Source organism: Flavobacterium pokkalii, from assembly GCF_014596575.1.
GTDB classification, from domain to species: Bacteria; Bacteroidota; Bacteroidia; order Flavobacteriales; family Flavobacteriaceae; genus Flavobacterium; species Flavobacterium pokkalii.
The window spans coordinates 28,168-46,265 of sequence record NZ_NASZ01000021.1 but is presented as its reverse complement, the minus strand read 5'-3'; the positions used below and the strand labels follow the sequence as shown (position 1 = coordinate 46,265).

General features: G+C 34.8%; 17 protein-coding genes. 7 read left to right on the top strand and 10 right to left on the bottom strand.

Annotated features, from left to right (window positions below):
• Positions 1-17: 17 nt before the first annotated feature.
• Entirely contained in the window at positions 18-977 is a 960-nt protein-coding gene (locus B6A10_RS12775; protein ID WP_026714976.1) for a glycosyltransferase family 2 protein, read from the bottom strand.
• A 5-nt stretch (positions 978-982) separates the two neighbouring features.
• Complete coding sequence (locus tag B6A10_RS12770) at positions 983-1,516, bottom strand: DUF4199 domain-containing protein (protein WP_188221179.1); 534 nt, start codon at positions 1,514-1,516, stop codon at positions 983-985.
• 244 nt (positions 1,517-1,760) lie between these two features.
• Between B6A10_RS12770 and B6A10_RS12765 the strand changes: the two genes are divergently transcribed.
• The 4 genes from B6A10_RS12765 (at position 1,761) to B6A10_RS12750 (ending at position 6,718) form a co-directional block, all read left to right on the top strand.
• Positions 1,761-2,012: a type B 50S ribosomal protein L31 gene (locus tag B6A10_RS12765; protein ID WP_026714974.1), complete on the top strand. Its 252-nt coding sequence runs from the start codon at positions 1,761-1,763 to the stop codon at positions 2,010-2,012.
• Positions 2,013-2,138: 126 nt separating this feature from the next.
• Positions 2,139-3,314 (top strand): GlmU family protein, encoded by a 1,176-nt coding sequence (locus B6A10_RS12760; protein ID WP_188221178.1) that lies wholly within the window; start codon positions 2,139-2,141, stop codon positions 3,312-3,314.
• Between the two features lie 150 nt (positions 3,315-3,464).
• Positions 3,465-4,928, top strand: a complete 1,464-nt coding sequence (locus B6A10_RS12755) for an alanine/glycine:cation symporter family protein (protein ID WP_188221177.1) — start codon at positions 3,465-3,467, stop codon at positions 4,926-4,928.
• Between the two features lie 155 nt (positions 4,929-5,083).
• On the top strand, positions 5,084-6,718 hold the full coding sequence (locus tag B6A10_RS12750; RefSeq protein WP_188221176.1) for an ABC-F family ATP-binding cassette domain-containing protein: 1,635 nt from the start codon (positions 5,084-5,086) through the stop codon (positions 6,716-6,718).
• A 61-nt stretch (positions 6,719-6,779) separates the two neighbouring features.
• Here B6A10_RS12750 and B6A10_RS12745 read toward each other — a convergent pair whose 3' ends face one another.
• Positions 6,780-7,082, bottom strand: a complete 303-nt coding sequence (locus tag B6A10_RS12745; RefSeq protein WP_194431841.1) for a GNAT family N-acetyltransferase — start codon at positions 7,080-7,082, stop codon at positions 6,780-6,782.
• 276 nt (positions 7,083-7,358) lie between these two features.
• Here B6A10_RS12745 and B6A10_RS12740 point away from each other — a divergent pair, with 276 nt between their 5' ends.
• On the top strand, positions 7,359-8,036 hold the full coding sequence (locus B6A10_RS12740) for an alpha/beta hydrolase family protein (RefSeq protein ID WP_055090535.1): 678 nt from the start codon (positions 7,359-7,361) through the stop codon (positions 8,034-8,036).
• A gap of 75 nt (positions 8,037-8,111) precedes the next feature.
• On the opposite strand, the gene B6A10_RS12735 is transcribed toward B6A10_RS12740, so the two are convergent.
• Positions 8,112-8,627, bottom strand: coding sequence for a hypothetical protein (locus B6A10_RS12735; RefSeq protein WP_055090537.1), 516 nt, complete (start codon positions 8,625-8,627; stop codon positions 8,112-8,114).
• Between the two features lie 166 nt (positions 8,628-8,793).
• Here B6A10_RS12735 and rpmH point away from each other — a divergent pair, with 166 nt between their 5' ends.
• Entirely contained in the window at positions 8,794-8,955 is a 162-nt protein-coding gene (gene rpmH / locus B6A10_RS12730; RefSeq protein ID WP_008464848.1) for a 50S ribosomal protein L34, read from the top strand.
• Between the two features lie 155 nt (positions 8,956-9,110).
• Positions 9,111-11,966, top strand: a complete 2,856-nt coding sequence (gene carB / locus B6A10_RS12725; RefSeq protein ID WP_055090538.1) for a carbamoyl-phosphate synthase large subunit — start codon at positions 9,111-9,113, stop codon at positions 11,964-11,966.
• A 51-nt stretch (positions 11,967-12,017) separates the two neighbouring features.
• On the opposite strand, the gene B6A10_RS12720 is transcribed toward carB, so the two are convergent.
• The 6 genes from B6A10_RS12720 to B6A10_RS12695 form a co-directional block, all read right to left on the bottom strand.
• On the bottom strand, positions 12,018-12,320 hold the full coding sequence (locus tag B6A10_RS12720) for a type II toxin-antitoxin system RelE/ParE family toxin (RefSeq protein ID WP_188221175.1): 303 nt from the start codon (positions 12,318-12,320) through the stop codon (positions 12,018-12,020).
• Positions 12,310-12,549 carry a hypothetical protein gene (locus B6A10_RS12715; RefSeq protein WP_188221174.1) on the bottom strand — a complete coding sequence of 80 codons (240 nt, stop codon included), beginning with the start codon at positions 12,547-12,549 and terminating at the stop codon, positions 12,310-12,312. The genes B6A10_RS12720 and B6A10_RS12715 overlap by 11 nt, the downstream gene beginning before the upstream one ends.
• Positions 12,550-13,249: 700 nt before the next feature.
• On the bottom strand, positions 13,250-13,879 hold the full coding sequence (locus B6A10_RS12710) for a hypothetical protein (protein WP_188221173.1): 630 nt from the start codon (positions 13,877-13,879) through the stop codon (positions 13,250-13,252).
• Between the two features lie 203 nt (positions 13,880-14,082).
• A complete protein-coding gene (locus B6A10_RS12705) occupies positions 14,083-16,062 on the bottom strand; it encodes a KUP/HAK/KT family potassium transporter (RefSeq protein ID WP_188221193.1) in 1,980 nt (659 codons plus the stop codon).
• 119 nt (positions 16,063-16,181) lie between these two features.
• On the bottom strand, positions 16,182-17,474 hold the full coding sequence (locus B6A10_RS12700) for a hypothetical protein (protein WP_188221172.1): 1,293 nt from the start codon (positions 17,472-17,474) through the stop codon (positions 16,182-16,184).
• 167 nt (positions 17,475-17,641) lie between these two features.
• Positions 17,642-18,097: a sensor of ECF-type sigma factor gene (locus B6A10_RS12695; RefSeq protein WP_317172039.1), complete on the bottom strand. Its 456-nt coding sequence runs from the start codon at positions 18,095-18,097 to the stop codon at positions 17,642-17,644.
• Between the last annotated feature and the right edge of the window lies 1 nt (position 18,098).

The window sequence follows — 18,098 nt, the reverse complement described above, 5'->3', positions numbered from 1 at the left end:
AGTTTTTTGAATTTGATTTAAAGGAAATTAATCTCGTTAGAGATTTTGTAACGCTCCTCGTTGCTTTTAGAACGTAAAATAATTTCGCCTAAAAATCCGGCTAAGAATAATTGGGTTCCTAAAATCATGGTGGTTAATGCAATGAAAAACCAAGGATTGTTTGTTACCAAGCTATAGCGCATGTTGTTGTACATGTGGTATAATTTAGAAACACCAATATATCCGGCTAATAAAAATCCGATTACAAACATCAAAGAGCCAATAGCTCCAAATAAATGCATAGGTCTTTTTCCAAATCTAGACAAAAACCAAATAGTAATCAAGTCCAGAAAGCCATTTATGAAGCGTTCCATACCAAATTTAGTTTCGCCGTATTTTCTGGCCTGATGTTGTACTACTTTTTCACCAATTTTTCCAAAACCGGCATTTTTCGCCAAAACCGGAATGTATCGGTGCATTTCGCCTGAAACTTCGATGTTTTTTACCACAACATTTCGGTAGGCTTTTAATCCGCAGTTAAAATCATTCAATTCTACTCCGGAAGTTTTTCGTGCTGCCCAGTTGAATAATTTGGAAGGTAAATTTTTAGCCACAACCGAGTCGTAGCGTTTCTTTTTCCATCCAGAAACTAAATCGAAATTTTGTTTGGTAATCATTTCGTATAATCCCGGAATTTCTTCCGGACTGTCCTGTAAATCGGCATCCATAGTAATGATGACGTCTCCCTGTGCTTTGGCAAAACCAGCATGTAAAGCCTGCGATTTTCCGAAATTTTTCATGAATCGAATGCCTTTTACATGAACATTTTCGGTAGCAAAGCTTTGAATAATAGACCAGGATTTGTCGGTACTTCCGTCATCCAGAAAAATAATTTCATACGAATAACGGTTTTCCTGCATTACTTTTATAATCCAGGTATAAAGTTCTTTAAGTGATTCTTCTTCGTTAAGAAGAGGTATTAGGATGGATAAGTTCATCGATTTTATGCTTGTGATGAGGATTTACTTTTAAAGAAAGCCGCCAAAATTAAACCAAAAATGGTACAAAAAACAATATTGGATAAAGAACCTTTTAGTAATCCTACAATAGAGAATTGGTCGTTTTCTTTTAAGTCGGCAATAGTTTTATTGATGGCAGCTGCCGGAGCATTGAATTTCTCCAGTGCTGAAACCATATATTTAATGGTTAATTCTTTAATGGTATCTTTTGCGGCAGGATCAATTAAATTAAATAAAATGATGTTGAAAAGAACAGAAATCGCAATTCCGATTAATGCAGAAATAAAATAAGTGGTAAAAGCATCTTTAAAACTAAAAATTCCTGGGAATTCTTTCTTTGTTTTGATTAGTAAAACAATCGCTAGGACTAAATAGATGGCTAAATTGCTAAAACCAATCCAGGGAGAGGTAAATAAATTTAAATCAATAGCATAGATAAAAGTAGTTATTAAAACGGAGGTTAATCCGGTTATAATTCCAAAGGTAATCCCGTTTTTTTTGATGATTTCGTGTATCATTTTACGCGTCTTTCAATTAAGCAACAAATATAGTAATTCCCGTTATACGGAAGTGTAAAAAACTGTTTTTAGAAGATTATATAAAAAAATGAAACATTAGATTTGTTTATTGAAAAATAATTGTATTTTTGCATCCTCAAAATAATAATTAAAAAAACAAAAAGTTATAGTTTGTTTACACCTTTTCACTAAAAAAGAAAAGCTTCGGAATAAATTATAGCCAAACAAATAAAAAAGATTCAAGATGAAAAAAGGTGTTCACCCAGAGAATTACAGATTAGTTGCATTCAAAGACATGTCTAATGATGATGTTTTTATTACTAAATCTACAGCAGAGACTAAAGAAACAATTGTACATGAAGGTGTTGAGTATCCAGTTGTAAAAATGGAGATCTCTAGAACTTCTCACCCTTTTTACACAGGTAAATCTAAACTTATCGATACTGCAGGACGTATTGATAAATTCAAAACTAAATACGCTAAACACATTAAATAATTTTAATTTGTTTCTTGATAAAATAAGCCTTCCATTTGGGAGGCTTTTTTGTTTTTATCTATGACAATCTTTGTAACTTTGGCTCGGGCAAAAAAAACACACCACTTAAAAAAAACAGACAATAATATGAACTATATACTTTTTGACGGACCGGCACGAAATGCTTTATTGCCATTTACTTTTACCCGTCCTGTGGCTGATATTCTTATTGGAATTATGACCATTCGTCAGAAATGGGAACGTTATTTGGGTTCTACAATTACAACTTTAACGGAAGAATATTTATCGGATAAATATCCAATGGTAGAGTTGGAAGAAAATGTGATGATTAATGCTTCTTTTCTTCCTAATGAAGTTTTGGCTGAAATGGTTTCTAACTTAGAACCTAATCAGGCTATTTTTAAAGGAGAAGAAGTGATTGCTTTTTTTACAAATGATAGTCAGGAAGAAGTAGATTTTGATAATTATGAAATTATCGAATACAATGAAGATTGTATTACGGTTATGAATACCTGGGATATTTTTTCTAAAAATGGAGCTGCTATCCGAGAAGATTTTGAGTTTTTGACAGATGACCGAAAATCACAGCCAATTCCTAAAAGCGTCAATGTAATTGCGCCGGAAAATGTATTTATTGAAGAAGGGGCTAAATTAGAATATGTTACTTTGAATGCTGCTACCGGACCAATATATATAGGTAAGGATGCGGAAATTATGGAGGGTACAGTAATTCGTGGTCCATTTGCTTTGTGTGAGGGTGCTGTGGTTAAAATGAGTGCCAAAATTTATGGACCAACAACGGTAGGGTCTTATTCTAAAGTAGGCGGAGAAATTAACAATTCAGTCTTATTTGCACATTCTAATAAAGGTCATGATGGTTTTTTAGGGAATTCGGTGTTAGGAGAATGGTGTAATATAGGTGCGGATAGTAATAATTCGAATTTAAAGAATAACTATGATGAGGTTAGATTGTGGAGTTACGAGACTGAAGGTTTTGCTAAAACAGGCTTGCAGTTTTGTGGTTTGATGATGGGAGATCATAGTAAATGCGGAATTAATACGATGTTTAATACCGGAACAGTTGTAGGAGTTAGTGCTAATATTTTTGGTGCCGGTTTTCCGCGAAATTTTGTTCCGAGTTTTTCCTGGGGAGGAGCAGCAGGATTTACCACTTATGTGACCAAAAAAGCTTTCGAAACAGCGAAGTTGGTTATGGGAAGAAGAAATATAGAATTTGATGAAAAAGAGGCTGCTATTTTGGAACATGTTTTTGAAATAACTAAAAAGTGGCGGAAAGAATAATTGTCATTTGTTTTTGAAATTTATTTTATCAATTGAAATACTTTATCTGTAAGGGATAAAGTATTTTTTTATTTGTAGTTGATAATTTTTGAAAAATTCTTTGAAATCTGAATGCTTTGTTGTTTTTTTGATGGAAAATTAATCAACCATATGAAAAACCTTGTAGAATTTTTAAACGAAATAGTTTGGAGTAATGCTCTGATTGTTTTGTGTCTGGGTGTCGGACTTTATTTTTCAATACGAACCCGTTTTTTGCAATTGCGACATATTAAGGAAATGTGGCGTCTTTTATTTGACGGAGAAAGTACTGATTCCGGAGTTTCTTCTTTTCAGGCTTTGGCAATGTCTTTGGCAGGAAGAGTAGGTACCGGAAATATTGCCGGAGTGGCTACAGCTATTGCTTTTGGAGGGCCGGGAGCAATGTTTTGGATGTGGCTGGTTGCTTTTTTAGGGGCGAGTACTGCTTATGTAGAGGCAACATTAGCGCAAATTTATAAAGAAAAACATTTAGGGGAATTTAGAGGAGGTCCCGCTTTTTATATTGAAAGAGGTCTAAATATGAAATGGTTTGCCGTATTGTTTGCGGTTGTTTCTGTTATTTCTGCCGGTGTTTTTTTACCGGGAGTTCAGGCAAATTCAGTTGCTGAAGGAGTTAAAAATGCGTTTCATTTGGAAACCTGGATTTCGGGTCTGGGAATGGTAATTCTGTTTGGAGCTATTGTCTTTGGAGGAGTAAAGAGGATTGCCCGATTTACAGAATATGTGGTTCCGTTTATGGCGATTGGTTATATTTTACTGGCTTTAATAATTATTGTGGTTAATTATGATCAGTTGGTTAGTGTAATTAGCTTGATTTTTAAATGTGCTTTTGATTTAGAAGCAGGTTTTGGAGCTGTATTTGGATTGGCAATTCAGTGGGGGGTGAAACGCGGAATTTATTCTAATGAAGCCGGTCAGGGAACAGCACCTCATATTGCTGCTGCGGCTAATGTTTCGCATCCGGCTAAACAAGGGTTAGTGCAGTCTTTTTCGGTTTATATAGATACGTTATTTGTTTGTTCGGCTACCGGATTTATGATTTTGATAACCGGAATGTATAATGTTCAAAATCCGCTTTTTGGAACTAATGGAGCGTCGGAATTTTTATATCATGGTGTGGATGTGGCTGTAGGGCCGGCTTATACACAAAGCGCTATGGATACTGTTTTTCCGGGTTTTGGTTCTTATTTTGTGGCTACGGCATTGTTTTTCTTCGCTTTTACTACGGTTATTGCTTACTACTATATCGCGGAAACGAATATATCCTATTTGACCAGAAAAGTAGAATCGCCTAAGTTTTACTATGTTTTAAAAGTAGTAATGATGGTTGTCATTATGTATGGTTCGGTCAATCAGGCTACATTGGCATGGGCAATGGGTGATTTAGGGGTTGGTTTGATGGCCTGGTTTAATATTATTGCTATTATTTTGTTGCAAAAACCGGCTTTGAAATCATTGTTGGATTATGAAAAACAGAAAAAAGAAGGGATTGATCCGGTGTTTATTCCTGAAACAATAGGTGTTTCTAATGCGCATATTTGGAATACATTGAATAAGGATAAAGAAAAAGAATAACAAAAATTACAAACTTTTTTTGAGAACTTCCGATGGCAGATTTTTAACTGTATCGGAAGTTTTTTATGATGGCAAATCACTTAATTCATTTATCTTTGCAGCTTTTAAATTTATTGAGAACGGGACTTCCGATCTCTAACTTCTAACTTTATATAATGATTACAATCAACGATATCTCGGTACAGTTTGGAGGAACAACATTGTTTAGTGATGTTTCTTTTGCTATTAATGAGAATGATAAAATAGCCCTGATGGGTAAAAATGGTGCAGGAAAATCAACTTTGTTGAAAATTATAGCCGGAAATTCTAAACCTTCTACGGGAAATGTAGCAGTGCCTAAAGAAGCTGTAGTGGCTTATTTACCACAGCATTTGTTAACAACCGATACGGCAACGGTTAAAGAAGAAGCTTCAAAAGCGTTTTCGGAAGTTTTTTCAATGAAAGCTGAAATTGACGAAATCAATGAACAATTGACCGTGCGTACTGATTACGAAAGTGATGAGTATATGAAGTTGATTGAGCGAGTTTCTGATTTAAGTGAGAAATTTTATGCGATTGAAGAAATAAATTACGAAGCAGAAGTTGAGAAAGTTCTAAAGGGATTAGGATTTGTAGCTGCTGATTTTGATCGAAAAACTTCGGAGTTTTCAGGAGGTTGGAGAATGCGTATCGAATTGGCTAAAATTTTATTACGCAAACCCGATTTGATTTTGCTGGATGAGCCTACGAATCACATGGATATTGAAAGTATTCAATGGTTAGAGGATTTTTTAATTAATTCGGCTAAAGCGGTTGTGGTAATTTCTCACGATAGAGCTTTTGTAGATAATATTACGAATCGTACTATTGAAGTAACAATGGGACGTATTTACGATTATAAAGCCAAATATTCTCATTATTTGGAATTGCGAAAAGATCGTAGAATTCACCAACAAAAAGCGTATGATGAGCAACAAAAAATGATTGCGGATAACCGTGCCTTTATTGAGCGTTTTAAAGGGACTTTTTCTAAAACCGATGCGGTGCAGTCACGTGTAAGAATGTTGGAGAAATTAGAAATTGTTCAGGTCGATGAGGTAGATACTTCGGCTTTGCGATTAAAATTTCCGCCGGCAGCGCGTTCCGGACAATATCCGGTGGTGGTGAAGGATTTGGCAAAATCTTACGGAGATCATGTGGTTTTTAAAGATGCAAATATTGTTATCGAAAGAGGACAAAAAGTAGCTTTTGTGGGGAAAAATGGAGAAGGAAAATCAACGATGATTAAAGCTATCATGAAAGAAATAGGGATTGATGGCGGCAGTGTTGAGATTGGTCATAATGCTCAAATTGGTTATTTTGCTCAAAATCAGGCTTCGTTATTGGATGAAAACGCTACTATTTTTGAAACAATCGATAATATTGCTGTGGGGGATATTCGCACTCAAATTAAAAATATTTTAGGTGCTTTTATGTTTCAGGGTGATGATATTACGAAGAAGGTAAAAGTACTTTCCGGTGGTGAAAAAACGCGTTTGGCAATGATTAAATTATTGTTGGAGCCGGTGAATTTATTAATTCTGGATGAGCCTTCGAATCACCTGGATATGAAAACCAAAGATATTATCAAGGATGCGTTACGTGATTTTGACGGAACTTTGATTTTAGTTTCTCACGACCGTGACTTCCTGGATGGTTTGGCAACTAAAGTTTTCGAATTTGGAAACAAAAGAGTAGTGGAGCATTTTGAGGATATTACCGGATTCCTGGCGCATAAGAAAATGGATAGCATGAAGGAAATAGAAAAATAATTTTTTGACTAAAAGTCATTTAAAAAGGCATAAGTTAGTTCTTATGCCTTTTTTATTGGTTTTAAATTCGAATTCCGGGAGGAAGAAGTTCTTTGTACGAAGGATTTTTTTTGAAAAACTGAACAATTCTGGGATAGGTTGGAACTACTTTTATCCGTTGTTCGATGGCGTTTTCCAGAATATTTTTGATTACTTTGTCAATAAAGTTTTCGTTTTCAAAATGTTCCGGAGTATTTATTTTGGTTAAAAATATTTTTCTTTCCTGAAGCGAATATTCAATGGTGATAAGTCCTTCCGGAATAGTGGTTTCAAATTGTCGGGCAAAAGTGTTGTCTTTAATTTCGATTGTAGCAATTGTTTCCATATTGTTGTTTTTTGAACAATGAATTAAAAAATAAATGGTTTTCGGATTTTTTGTCCGAAAAAGATGTTTTTTACGTTTTTTTATCCAGTGATATTTTCCTAAAGAAAAAGAGGGAGTGTAAAGTTAAGTATTTGATAACCAAAATCAAACAATTTTAACGTATGCTTTTTGAGCTGTGAGTGTTAAAGTAAGTGCTTGTTTGTTTTTTAAGTTTTGTAAAATAATATGAAAAAACTTTAAATTAGTATTTTGGTGTTGTCGATTTGAAATTTCATTATGAGCAAAATTCCTGTTTATTTTATGCCCGGATTAGCAGCAAATCCTTTGATTTTCGAAAGGATTAGGCTTGATGATGCGCGTTTTGATGTACATTATTTGGAATGGGAAATTCCGAAGCCAAAAGAAACTTTGGAGGATTATGCAGAGAGAATTGCTTTGCATGTCAAGCATAAAAATCCAATTTTGATAGGTGTTTCTTTTGGAGGGATTTTGGTGCAGGAAATGGCTCGCTTTCTGGAGGTGCAAAAAATAATTATTATTTCGAGTGTCAAATCGAAGTCAGAATTTCCTAAAAGAATTCGTTTTGCCCGAAAAACATTGGTTTATAAACTGATTCCTATTCGGTTGATTTTGAGTTTTGGCAAATTGGCGCAATTTGTTTTTGGCGAAAAAATGTCACATCGCATGCAATTGTATGATACTTTTTTGTCGGTTCGGGATCTGTATTATTTAAAATGGGCGGTTGAAAAAGTGGTTTTGTGGGACAGAGAAGAAATTGATAAACGGGTGATTCATATTCACGGCGATAAAGATGAGATGTTTCCAATTCAAAATATAAAAAAATGTATTGTAGTTGAAGGAGGAACTCATGTGATGATTTATGTGAAGTATCGCTGGTTTAATGCTAATTTGCCGGCAATCATTTTGGATACTAATAATTTGTGTTACAATTAAAATTCAGTAAAAGCATAAAAAAAACGTCCCGTTCTACTGAACAGGACGTTTTTTTTTTGTTTGAGTGAATGAAAATTAGATTTTTTTCATTTGTTCTTTCATCATGTTGATTTGATCTTTCAACATGTTTTGTTTGTCCAGCTTTTTAACTTCTGCAATTAAATTAGTGGCTTCAATTTTTCTTCTTCTTGATAAAGCGATTCCTGCTAAGTTTAATTTGGCTACAGCCAAATCCATATCCATTGATAAACCTAATTCGATGGCTTTTTTGAAATATTTCTCAGACTGATTGATGTTCGTTTGCGAAAGCATAATTCCGTGAAGGTAATTAAAGTAACCTTGTTGTTTTTGGGTTAAAGCACCTTCCGGGTTTTTAATTTTAGAAAGCCATTTTTGAGCGCCTTCAAAGTCTTGTTTTCTTAATTTTAAAAAGGCCAATAAGATGTATTCGTTTCTGTAATAAAGAAAAATAGGAATTATGGTAAGTAATAATAAGAAGATTCCGTTTCCGATATTGTTTTCAGTAAATTGCCAGATACTGGCCGCTACGATAAGTCCGGCGATGATAAGTTTAATATTCTTGTTTAACATGATGGGTTATAATTTGTGATTGCAAATATAGTAAAAGGAATTAAAAATATTTTTATAAAACTTCTTGCCAGAAAAAAAAGTCTTTGTATATTTGCACTCGGTTTTGAAAGAACCACTATTTGAAAACAAAAAGATACATATAATTAAGATTTAAAGATACAAAGCAATGAGCAAGAGAACGTTTCAACCATCGAAAAGAAAAAGAAGAAATAAACACGGATTTATGGACAGAATGGCTTCTGCAAATGGAAGAAAAGTTCTTGCGCGTAGAAGAGCTAAAGGAAGACATAAATTAACTGTTTCTAGCGAGCCTAGACACAAAAAATAATGTTTGTAAAAGCATAAATAAGGGCGTTACTTTTTTTAGTATCGCCCTTTTTTATACCTTGTCTGAAATTAAACTCAAAATTAAGATTTATAGCGGGTTATGTCGTTTTAATCTTGAGGGATAAAAAAACTTGAAAAAACAATAATTACATCATAATGCCAAAAGACACTTCAATCAAATCAGTTTTAATTATAGGTTCAGGTCCTATTGTTATTGGTCAAGCCTGCGAATTCGATTATGCAGGATCGCAATCAGCTCGTTCTATTCGTGAAGAAGGAATCGAGGTAATTCTTATCAATTCGAACCCTGCTACAATTATGACCGACCCATCTATGGCGGATCATATTTACTTGAAGCCTTTAACTACTAAATCGATCATTGAAATTTTAAAAGAACATCCACAAATTGATGCCGTATTGCCTACAATGGGAGGTCAAACAGCGCTTAACCTTTGCTTGGAAGCTCAGGAAAAAGGAATCTGGGATGATTTTGGCGTAAAAATGATTGGGGTTGATGTAAATGCAATCAACATTACTGAGGACAGAGATCAGTTCAAAGCCCTTTTGAAAAAAATTAATGTGCCAACAGCTCCTGCTGAAATTTGTACTTCTTACTTGAGAGGTAAAGAAATTGCTCAGGAATTTGGTTTTCCATTAGTTATCCGTCCATCGTTTACACTTGGAGGAACCGGAGCTTCTATCGTTTACAAACCGGAAGATTTCGACAGATTGTTAACTGCGGGTCTTGAGGCTTCTCCAATTCACGAAGTCTTAATTGATAAAGCTTTGATGGGATGGAAAGAATACGAATTAGAGCTTTTAAGAGACAAAAATGATAATGTTGTAATTATTTGTTCCATCGAAAATATGGACCCAATGGGAATCCATACCGGAGATTCGATTACGGTAGCTCCTGCGATGACATTGTCGGATACTACTTTCCAAAAATTACGTGATTATGCTATCTTAATGATGCGTAGTATTGGGAACTTTGCCGGAGGTTGTAACGTACAGTTTGCGGTTTCTCCGGATGAAAAAGAAGATATCGTGGCTATCGAAATTAACCCACGTGTATCTCGTTCTTCTGCATTGGCTTCTAAAGCTACCGGTTATCCAATTGCTAAAATTGCTTCGAAATTAGCTTTAGGGTATAACTTAGATGAATTACAAAACCAAATTACTAAATCTACTTCTGCTTTATTCGAGCCTACTTTAGATTATGTAATCGTTAAAATACCTCGTTGGAACTTTGATAAATTCGAAGGTTCTGACAGAACTTTAGGGCTACAAATGAAGTCAGTAGGTGAGGTTATGGGTATTGGACGTTCGTTCCAGGAAGCTTTACACAAAGCAACCCAATCCTTAGAAATTAAACGTAATGGTTTAGGCGCTGACGGAAAAGGATATACGAATTATGAGCAAATTATCGAAAAACTAACTTACGCAAGTTGGGATCGTGTATTCGTGATTTACGATGCGATTGCGATGGGAATTCCTTTGAGCAGAATTCATGAAATCACTAAAATTGATATGTGGTTCCTGAAACAATACGAGGAATTATTCATTTTAGAAAAAGAAATTTCTAAATATACAGTTGCTACTTTGCCAAAAGAATTTTTGCTTGAAGCGAAACAAAAAGGTTTTGCCGACAGACAAATTGCTCACATGATGGGATGTATGGAAAGTGAAGTACATGCGCTACGTATGGAAATGAACATCAACCGTGTATTCAAATTGGTAGATACTTGTGCGGCTGAGTTTAAAGCAAAAACACCTTACTATTACTCAACTTTCGAGGCTGAAATTGAAAAAGCTGACGGAACTCGTTTTGTAGACAATGAAAGTATTGTAACCGACAAAAAGAAAGTTATTGTATTAGGTTCAGGACCAAACCGTATCGGACAAGGTATTGAGTTTGATTACTCTTGTGTTCACGGAGTTTTAGCTTCTAAAGAGTGTGGATACGAAACGATAATGATTAACTGTAACCCGGAAACGGTCTCTACTGATTTTGATACAGCAGACAAATTATACTTCGAGCCAGTATTTTGGGAGCATATTTATGATATTATCCAACACGAAAAACCAGAAGGTGTAATCGTACAGTTGGGTGGTCAAACTGCACTTAAATTAGCGGAGAAATTATCTAAATACGGTGTGAAAATCATCGGAACTAGTTTTGATGCACTGGATTTAGCGGAAGACAGAGGACGTTTCTCTGATTTATTGACCGACTTGAAAATTCCTTTCCCGAAATTCGGAATTGCAGAAAGCGCTGAAGAAGCTTCTAAATTGGCAGATTCTTTAGACTTCCCATTATTAGTACGTCCTTCTTATGTATTAGGAGGTCAGGGAATGAAAATTGTAATCAACAAACAAGAATTAGAAGAGCACGTAATCGATTTATTGAAAGCGATTCCAGGTAACAAATTATTGCTAGACCACTATTTAGATGGAGCTATCGAGGCGGAAGCGGATGCCATTTGTGATGCTGACGGAAATGTGTACATCATCGGAATTATGGAGCACATCGAGCCTTGTGGAGTTCACTCCGGAGATTCTAATGCGACATTGCCTCCATTTAACTTAGGTGAGTTTGTAATGCAACAAATTAAAGATCATACTAAGAAAATCGCGGTAGCTTTGAAAACAGTAGGTTTAATCAACATCCAGTTTGCTATCAAAGACGACACTGTTTATATCATCGAGGCTAACCCAAGAGCTTCCCGTACCGTTCCTTTCATTGCAAAAGCTTACGGAGAGCCTTATGTGAACTACGCTACTAAAGTAATGTTAGGACACAGTAAAGTAACTGACTTTGATTTCAATCCGCAATTAAACGGATATGCTATCAAACAACCGGTTTTCTCTTTCAGCAAATTCCCTAACGTAAACAAAGCTTTAGGACCTGAAATGAAATCTACAGGAGAAAGCATCTTGTTTATCGAAGACCTGAAAGACGATCAATTCTACGAATTGTATTCCAGAAGAAAAATGTATTTGAGTAAATAATCTCAAATCCTGATATAAAAAAAGCTCCAAAACTGGAGCTTTTTTTATTTTTTATCTGTTGTTTGGATATTTATCAGGATTTTGAGAAGTGTGAAAAACAGCGTTTAAAAATACTGTTTTGCCTGGTTCATCAATGATGAAAAAAGCAATATAAGGAAATTTTTTAAACGGAATTAAATGATAATTTGAGTCGTGAATTTGATAAAAAGGATTGATTTGTAGTGCTTTGTATATTTCTTTGTAATCGTCTAAAAAATCTAATGCAACTTTTTTTGAAGCTTTACTGATGTAGTACTCAACTGCATCTTCAATATTTTTTGAAGCAATAGGAGAAACGATAACCTTATAATTCATACTTCTTTTTTAAATCAGAATAAAGCGTTTCTGCTTTAGTATAAGTTGATTTGTCAGAATTGATTTGATTATCTAATATTTCTTGTTGTTCTTTAGTTAAGCTGTATGTTTTAGAAATGGAGTTTGGTTCTGTCATCAGGGAATCAACATAAGCCATAACGCGTTCTAATACGCTTTGTGGAGCGTTTTTAAGCTTGTTAGTAAGTAAGTCAAAAGTTATAGAGTCCATTTCTTTAATTGTTAAAAGTCTGATTTTAAACAAAGTTAGAAAAAATAGATCAAATTTTTTTTATTATTTAAGTTTAATCTTTTTAAAAGCTAATTTGTTTTAAGAATTCTTTATAGGATTTGAGTAAATAATCTCAAATCCTGATATAAAAAAAGCACCAAAACTGGAGCTTTTTTTGTTATATGATAAGTTGTGCTTTTATCTAATTTTAATATTTTAATTTCTTACGGGCACAAGCGTGACGCTTGCGCAAGCAGAGAGGGGATGCCGCTTCCATCAGGGCTAGCCACTGCAATTGTCATTGTGAGGTACGAAGCAATCTCAGCCAGTAATTCGACAAAATAGCTCATTGTAGCGGGTACGGATTGTAATCCACACTATCGGGTTTCTGTTAAATACGAGTCTTTAGCTAGTGAGAGCGTCACGCTCGTACCCGTTTCTTGTGTCTTTTATTTTCGATGTGTGCACAAGCGTGACGCTTGCGCTAGCTTGGGGCTTTTTTTGTTATATGATAAGTTGTGCTTTTATCTAATTTTAATATTTTAATTTCTTTACGGGCACAAGCGTGACGCTTGCGCTACTGGGGGATTTTTACCACAAATATTGATGCGGAGAACCAAACTTTGATTAACCACAAAACTGTCTGCGGAGAACGGAATCGCCAATTTCTTGTAGGTGCTGTTATAGGGCGTTTTTTCTTTCATTTGTTTCTGTTGTCCTCTGTCACACGAAATCGAAATTCTCTATCAATTTCATTTCCCTTATCGTCAATTTGCGTAATATAATTAGCTTTTGATTTTATTAGGTCAATGCTGTCTTTTTGATAATAACTTTCAGTTCTTATAACAAGTTTGTTCGTCTTTATGCAATTGTCAATATTTGATTTGTCAATTGTAATAATGCTGTCTTTCAAATTGTATGTTCCATAAAAGTAACTCTGTCCAAGTCCGCTTCCATTTGCCATTACGTAATTTCCGTCTGTCTTAAAGTCTACTGAAAAACCATTAAAACCACCGTCATAAAAACCACTAATTAAAGTCGGTGCATTTGTCTTGCTGTCTTGGTAATAGAATAAGCCAATGTTTGTCAGGATAAATAAAAGTCCAATAAAGGTCGGTAAATAGCTTGTCAATTTTTGTGAAGTCTTAAACTCCTTTCTGTCTTTACGTATTGTCCAAATAAAGATTAGAAATCCAATGAATGCAATTACTAACAAAATAATTCCGTCAAGAAAGAAGTCGTCTTGAGCTGTCTGATACAATTTGTATGCGAACCAAGTCCCGAAAATTGTCAGCAGAATAATTCTTAATATTTTGTTGTCTCGTGTCAATTTTGTCGTCTTTTAAAATGCCCTATAACTAGTATATATGTGCTATAAAGTAGCGCCTATACACCCAAAATCAGGCAGATTGGCGAAGTTTTATTTCGCTTTTTCAAATATAGAAAATAAAACTTACAAAAAAAGTAATGGTAATAAAAAAACGACTGAAAAACAGCTTATTGTTCTCAGTCGTTTTATGTTGAGTAATGATATTAAATATGTACTTCTCTTGCGGCTAAACGGGTTAAATCCATGTTTTCCGGTGTGTGGAGAATCATAGGGAATTTTTCAATTTTCACCGAACTACTGTCCAAACCAAAGGCGCTTTCTTCAGATAAACTTAGTTTTTTGATTAAAAAATAAGAGTTCATAATGATGTTTTCGTGCCATTTTAATTCGTTATCATTGGATAGGAATTTCTCGGAAAGCACAAATTTGAAGTCACCAATAATGTTGTTTTTGTTTAAGGATTCATAACGGCTTCGGATATCTACTTCGCCATTTTTCACCATGTCTTTAATCACTTCTTTGAACATCAAATTGATTTTGGTAGGTTCTCTAAATCCTAAATTAAAATCCACCCGATATAAATCGTCTTTAAGAATTTCGGTTACGCGGTATTCGGTTTTATAAGGTTCGTTTAGAATATTTACGTGTACAAACCAATAAATATCGGCTCTTTTGGGTCTTTTTTGCAAAATAGAATACATTACTTTTTCTTCTATTTCATCGGCTCGTCCGGCGTTAGTCATATAAACTAAATGGGTTGCGTATTTTGGAATACTTAAGTCAACACTCAATTCGCTTAATACTTTTTTATAATCGTGTATTTTAACAATATTGGTGTAGCTTTTCGTAATTTTTTTGGCTGAAAACCAAATTGACATGATGCTAATCAATACAGCAGCAATAATCAAGGTAACATAACCACCGTCGGCAAATTTAGTTACATTGGCAGCCAAAAAGCTAAATTCGATTAAAAGGTAAAGCGTGATTAATGGTACCATGATGTACAATTTTACTCTTTTCATAATAAGAAAGAAATTAAGTAAAATAGTAGTCATAATCATACAAAGAATAATAGCCAAACCGTAAGCATGTTCCATGTTACTGGATTCTTCAAAGTGAAGTACGATTCCGATACAACCTAATAATAATAACCAGTTGATTGACGGGATGTATAATTGTCCTTGTAATTCGGTTGGATATTTGATTCTTACTTTTGGCCAGAAATTCAATCGCATAGCCTCGTTTATTAAGGTAAATGAACCGCTAATTAAGGCTTGGGATGCAATTACCGCAGCTGTAGTGGCAATTACAATTCCAAAAGGCTGAAACCAGTCTTCCATGATTAAGTAAAATGGATTTCCATTTTTTCCGCCTAAACTCATAAGGGTTTCTCCTTCGTTATGAATTAAATAAGCTCCCTGTCCGAAATAGTTCAAGACTAATGTTGTTTTTACAAAAACCCAGCTGATACGAATGTTTTTTCGACCACAGTGTCCCATGTCAGAATACAAGGCTTCAGCTCCGGTGGTACAAAGGAAAACAAACCCTAATACAAAGAATCCTTCCGGGTGAATTGTCAATAAATGGTAAGCGTAATAAGGATTTAAGGCCTTGAAAACTTCAGGATGATGAACAATTTGGATAGCTCCTAAAACCCCAAGCATGGTAAACCAAATAAGCATCATTGGAGCAAAAAATTTACCTACAAGCTTAGTTCCAAATTGCTGAATGGTAAAGAGTACCACTAAAATTCCAATTACGATGGGAACGGTATTAATTTCAGGATAATAGGTTCGGATTCCCTCTACGGCAGAAGATACAGAAACGGGAGGAGTAATAATTCCGTCGGCAAGCAGCGCACTTCCTCCAATAATAGCAGGAACAATGAGCCATCTGATTTTTGTCTTTTTAACAAGGGCATAAAGGGCAAAAATTCCACCTTCACCATGGTTATCGGCATTTAACGTAATGAGTACGTATTTTATGGTGGTTTGTAAGGTCAGAGTCCAGAAAACGGCCGAAATTCCTCCTAAAACAACATCGGCATTAATGACATGATCTCCTAAAATGGCTTTCATTACATAGAGAGGGGAAGTCCCAATATCACCATATATAATTCCTAAAGTTACTAATAAACCGCCTAATGTTAGTTTGCTGTGTAAATTTTTATGTGATGCGCTCATTTGTGTTTTTGTAAAGGCCTCAAATTTACTCATTTTTAAATAAATCAAAAGTGATTGTCTTTAAAAAACTAAAAAACCCGACCAATTGGTCGGGTTTTTCATAATCCTTTTTTGTTTTGTTAAATTCTTCTGTTGTTATCTCTTGAAGAGGAGTTGTTTTCTCTCTGGTTACTACTTCTGCTTCTGCCGGATTCAGCTCTTTGAGGAGTAGCATTTGGAGTGCTCGGTCTTGAAATCATCCCTCTGTTAGAACTATTTCCTCTTGGAGTTTGAACTCTTTGCGCATTGTTTTCCTGTCTTGGAGCATAGCTTCTGGTGTTTGGACTTGGATTGCTTCCCTGACTTTGATTATAGTTTCTGCTTGGAGTTCTTGCCGTTTGATTTTCTCTGGAATTATTATTGTTTTGATTGTAATTTCTGCTTGGAGTTCTTGGGGATTGACTTTCTCGGGAACTATTATTGTTGTTCTGATTGTAATTTCTGGACGGAGTATATGATTTGGTCGTAGCCGATTTGTTGCTGTCATATCTTCTGTCGGTATTGTTTCCCGGGGTCGAGTAATTTCTGGACGGTGTGTTTCTTCCGGAAGAATACTCTCTTTGAGGAGTTCTTCCTGTTGCCGTATTATTGTACTGTCTTCCTGTATTGTATCTTCCTGAAGACGAGTAAGTACCTCTTCTTCGGTCTATATCATGACGATTGGTATAACTACTGTGTCTTCTTGAAAAAGCATAGTTAGGATAGCGTCTTTCATACGCATTAGAACGACGGGCGTTATAAAGAGAAATAGCCAAATTACTTCTTCTGTAACTTACATAATTGTATCTGTTATTGAAATTTAGACACAAATGAATGTTGTTTTGGTATCTGTACAAAGGATACGGATTCCAGGCATAGTAGTAAGAAGGATAATAATTCCAATACCACATAGAAATATACGGACGATAATTGCTCACCCAAAAAGAGGTATATATTAGAGGTGTGGTATAATATACGGGTTCATAAATGTAATTTGGTCCGTAAATGTATTCGTTACCAATAAATTGTACCTGAACATTGTTGTTATTTCTTTCAATGTCTATCGTTGCAACGTCCTGATAAACATCACGATCTAAAACCGATTGAATAATCACCACGTGAGTATTGTATTCTACGGTTTCAATTACACGTAAATAATCTACTTCGTTATCGTTATTAAGATCCAGATTAGAGATTTGAAGTTCAGGGTCGTTTAGACGTCTTTCAAAGTCTTCTAAGTTTTGGGAGTCTCCAAAAATAGAGGCAACGGCTCTTAGATCGAGGTTGTCGCTAATTTCATTACTCATCGCATTTACTGTGGTTCTGTTTTGGGCTTCTGTCGAAGTCGTAAAAACAGCAGCAATCATGCTCAGGATTAGGATTGTATTTTTCATGATAATTGTTTTTTTGCATTCATAATTGGTCATATTCAATTACTGTGCCAATTAATTAAACTTCTTTTGCAACCGAAGTTTAACAACGCAAAAAATGAATTTGTAGTATCATAAAAAAAGCCGTTCCAAAATGAATTAGAACGGCTTAATTATCTGTTTGTTTTGTTTTATCTTCTTTTACCTCTGTCACCGTATTGTTGGAGTAATTTTCTATAAAAATCATCTTCGGCTTTTTTAAGTTTCAGGATTTTTGAAGCGGGTAAAATTGTTCTGAGACTTTTGCTGAATTTTTTTCGCAGATAAAATAACTCTTCATCGGCAGCTTCCATTTGAGTTAGTAAAATGTTGGCATCTTTTTCGCTTATTTTGTTTAAAGACTCGCTGTTTAATCTGTTTTTGAAAGCTTTCATCTTTTGATGTCTTATTTCAAATTGTTTGTCGTCATAAACATTGTAAAGCGGCCAGAATTTCTCGGCTTCTTGTGTACTAAGATCTAATTCGGAAGTCAAAAAGGCAACTTTTAAAGCTTTTACCTGCTCTTTTTTGTCTTTCATATTGTCTTGCGCATACAGACTACAAGCGAATAATAATAGCAGGGGTAAAATTTTTCTAAAATTCATCATC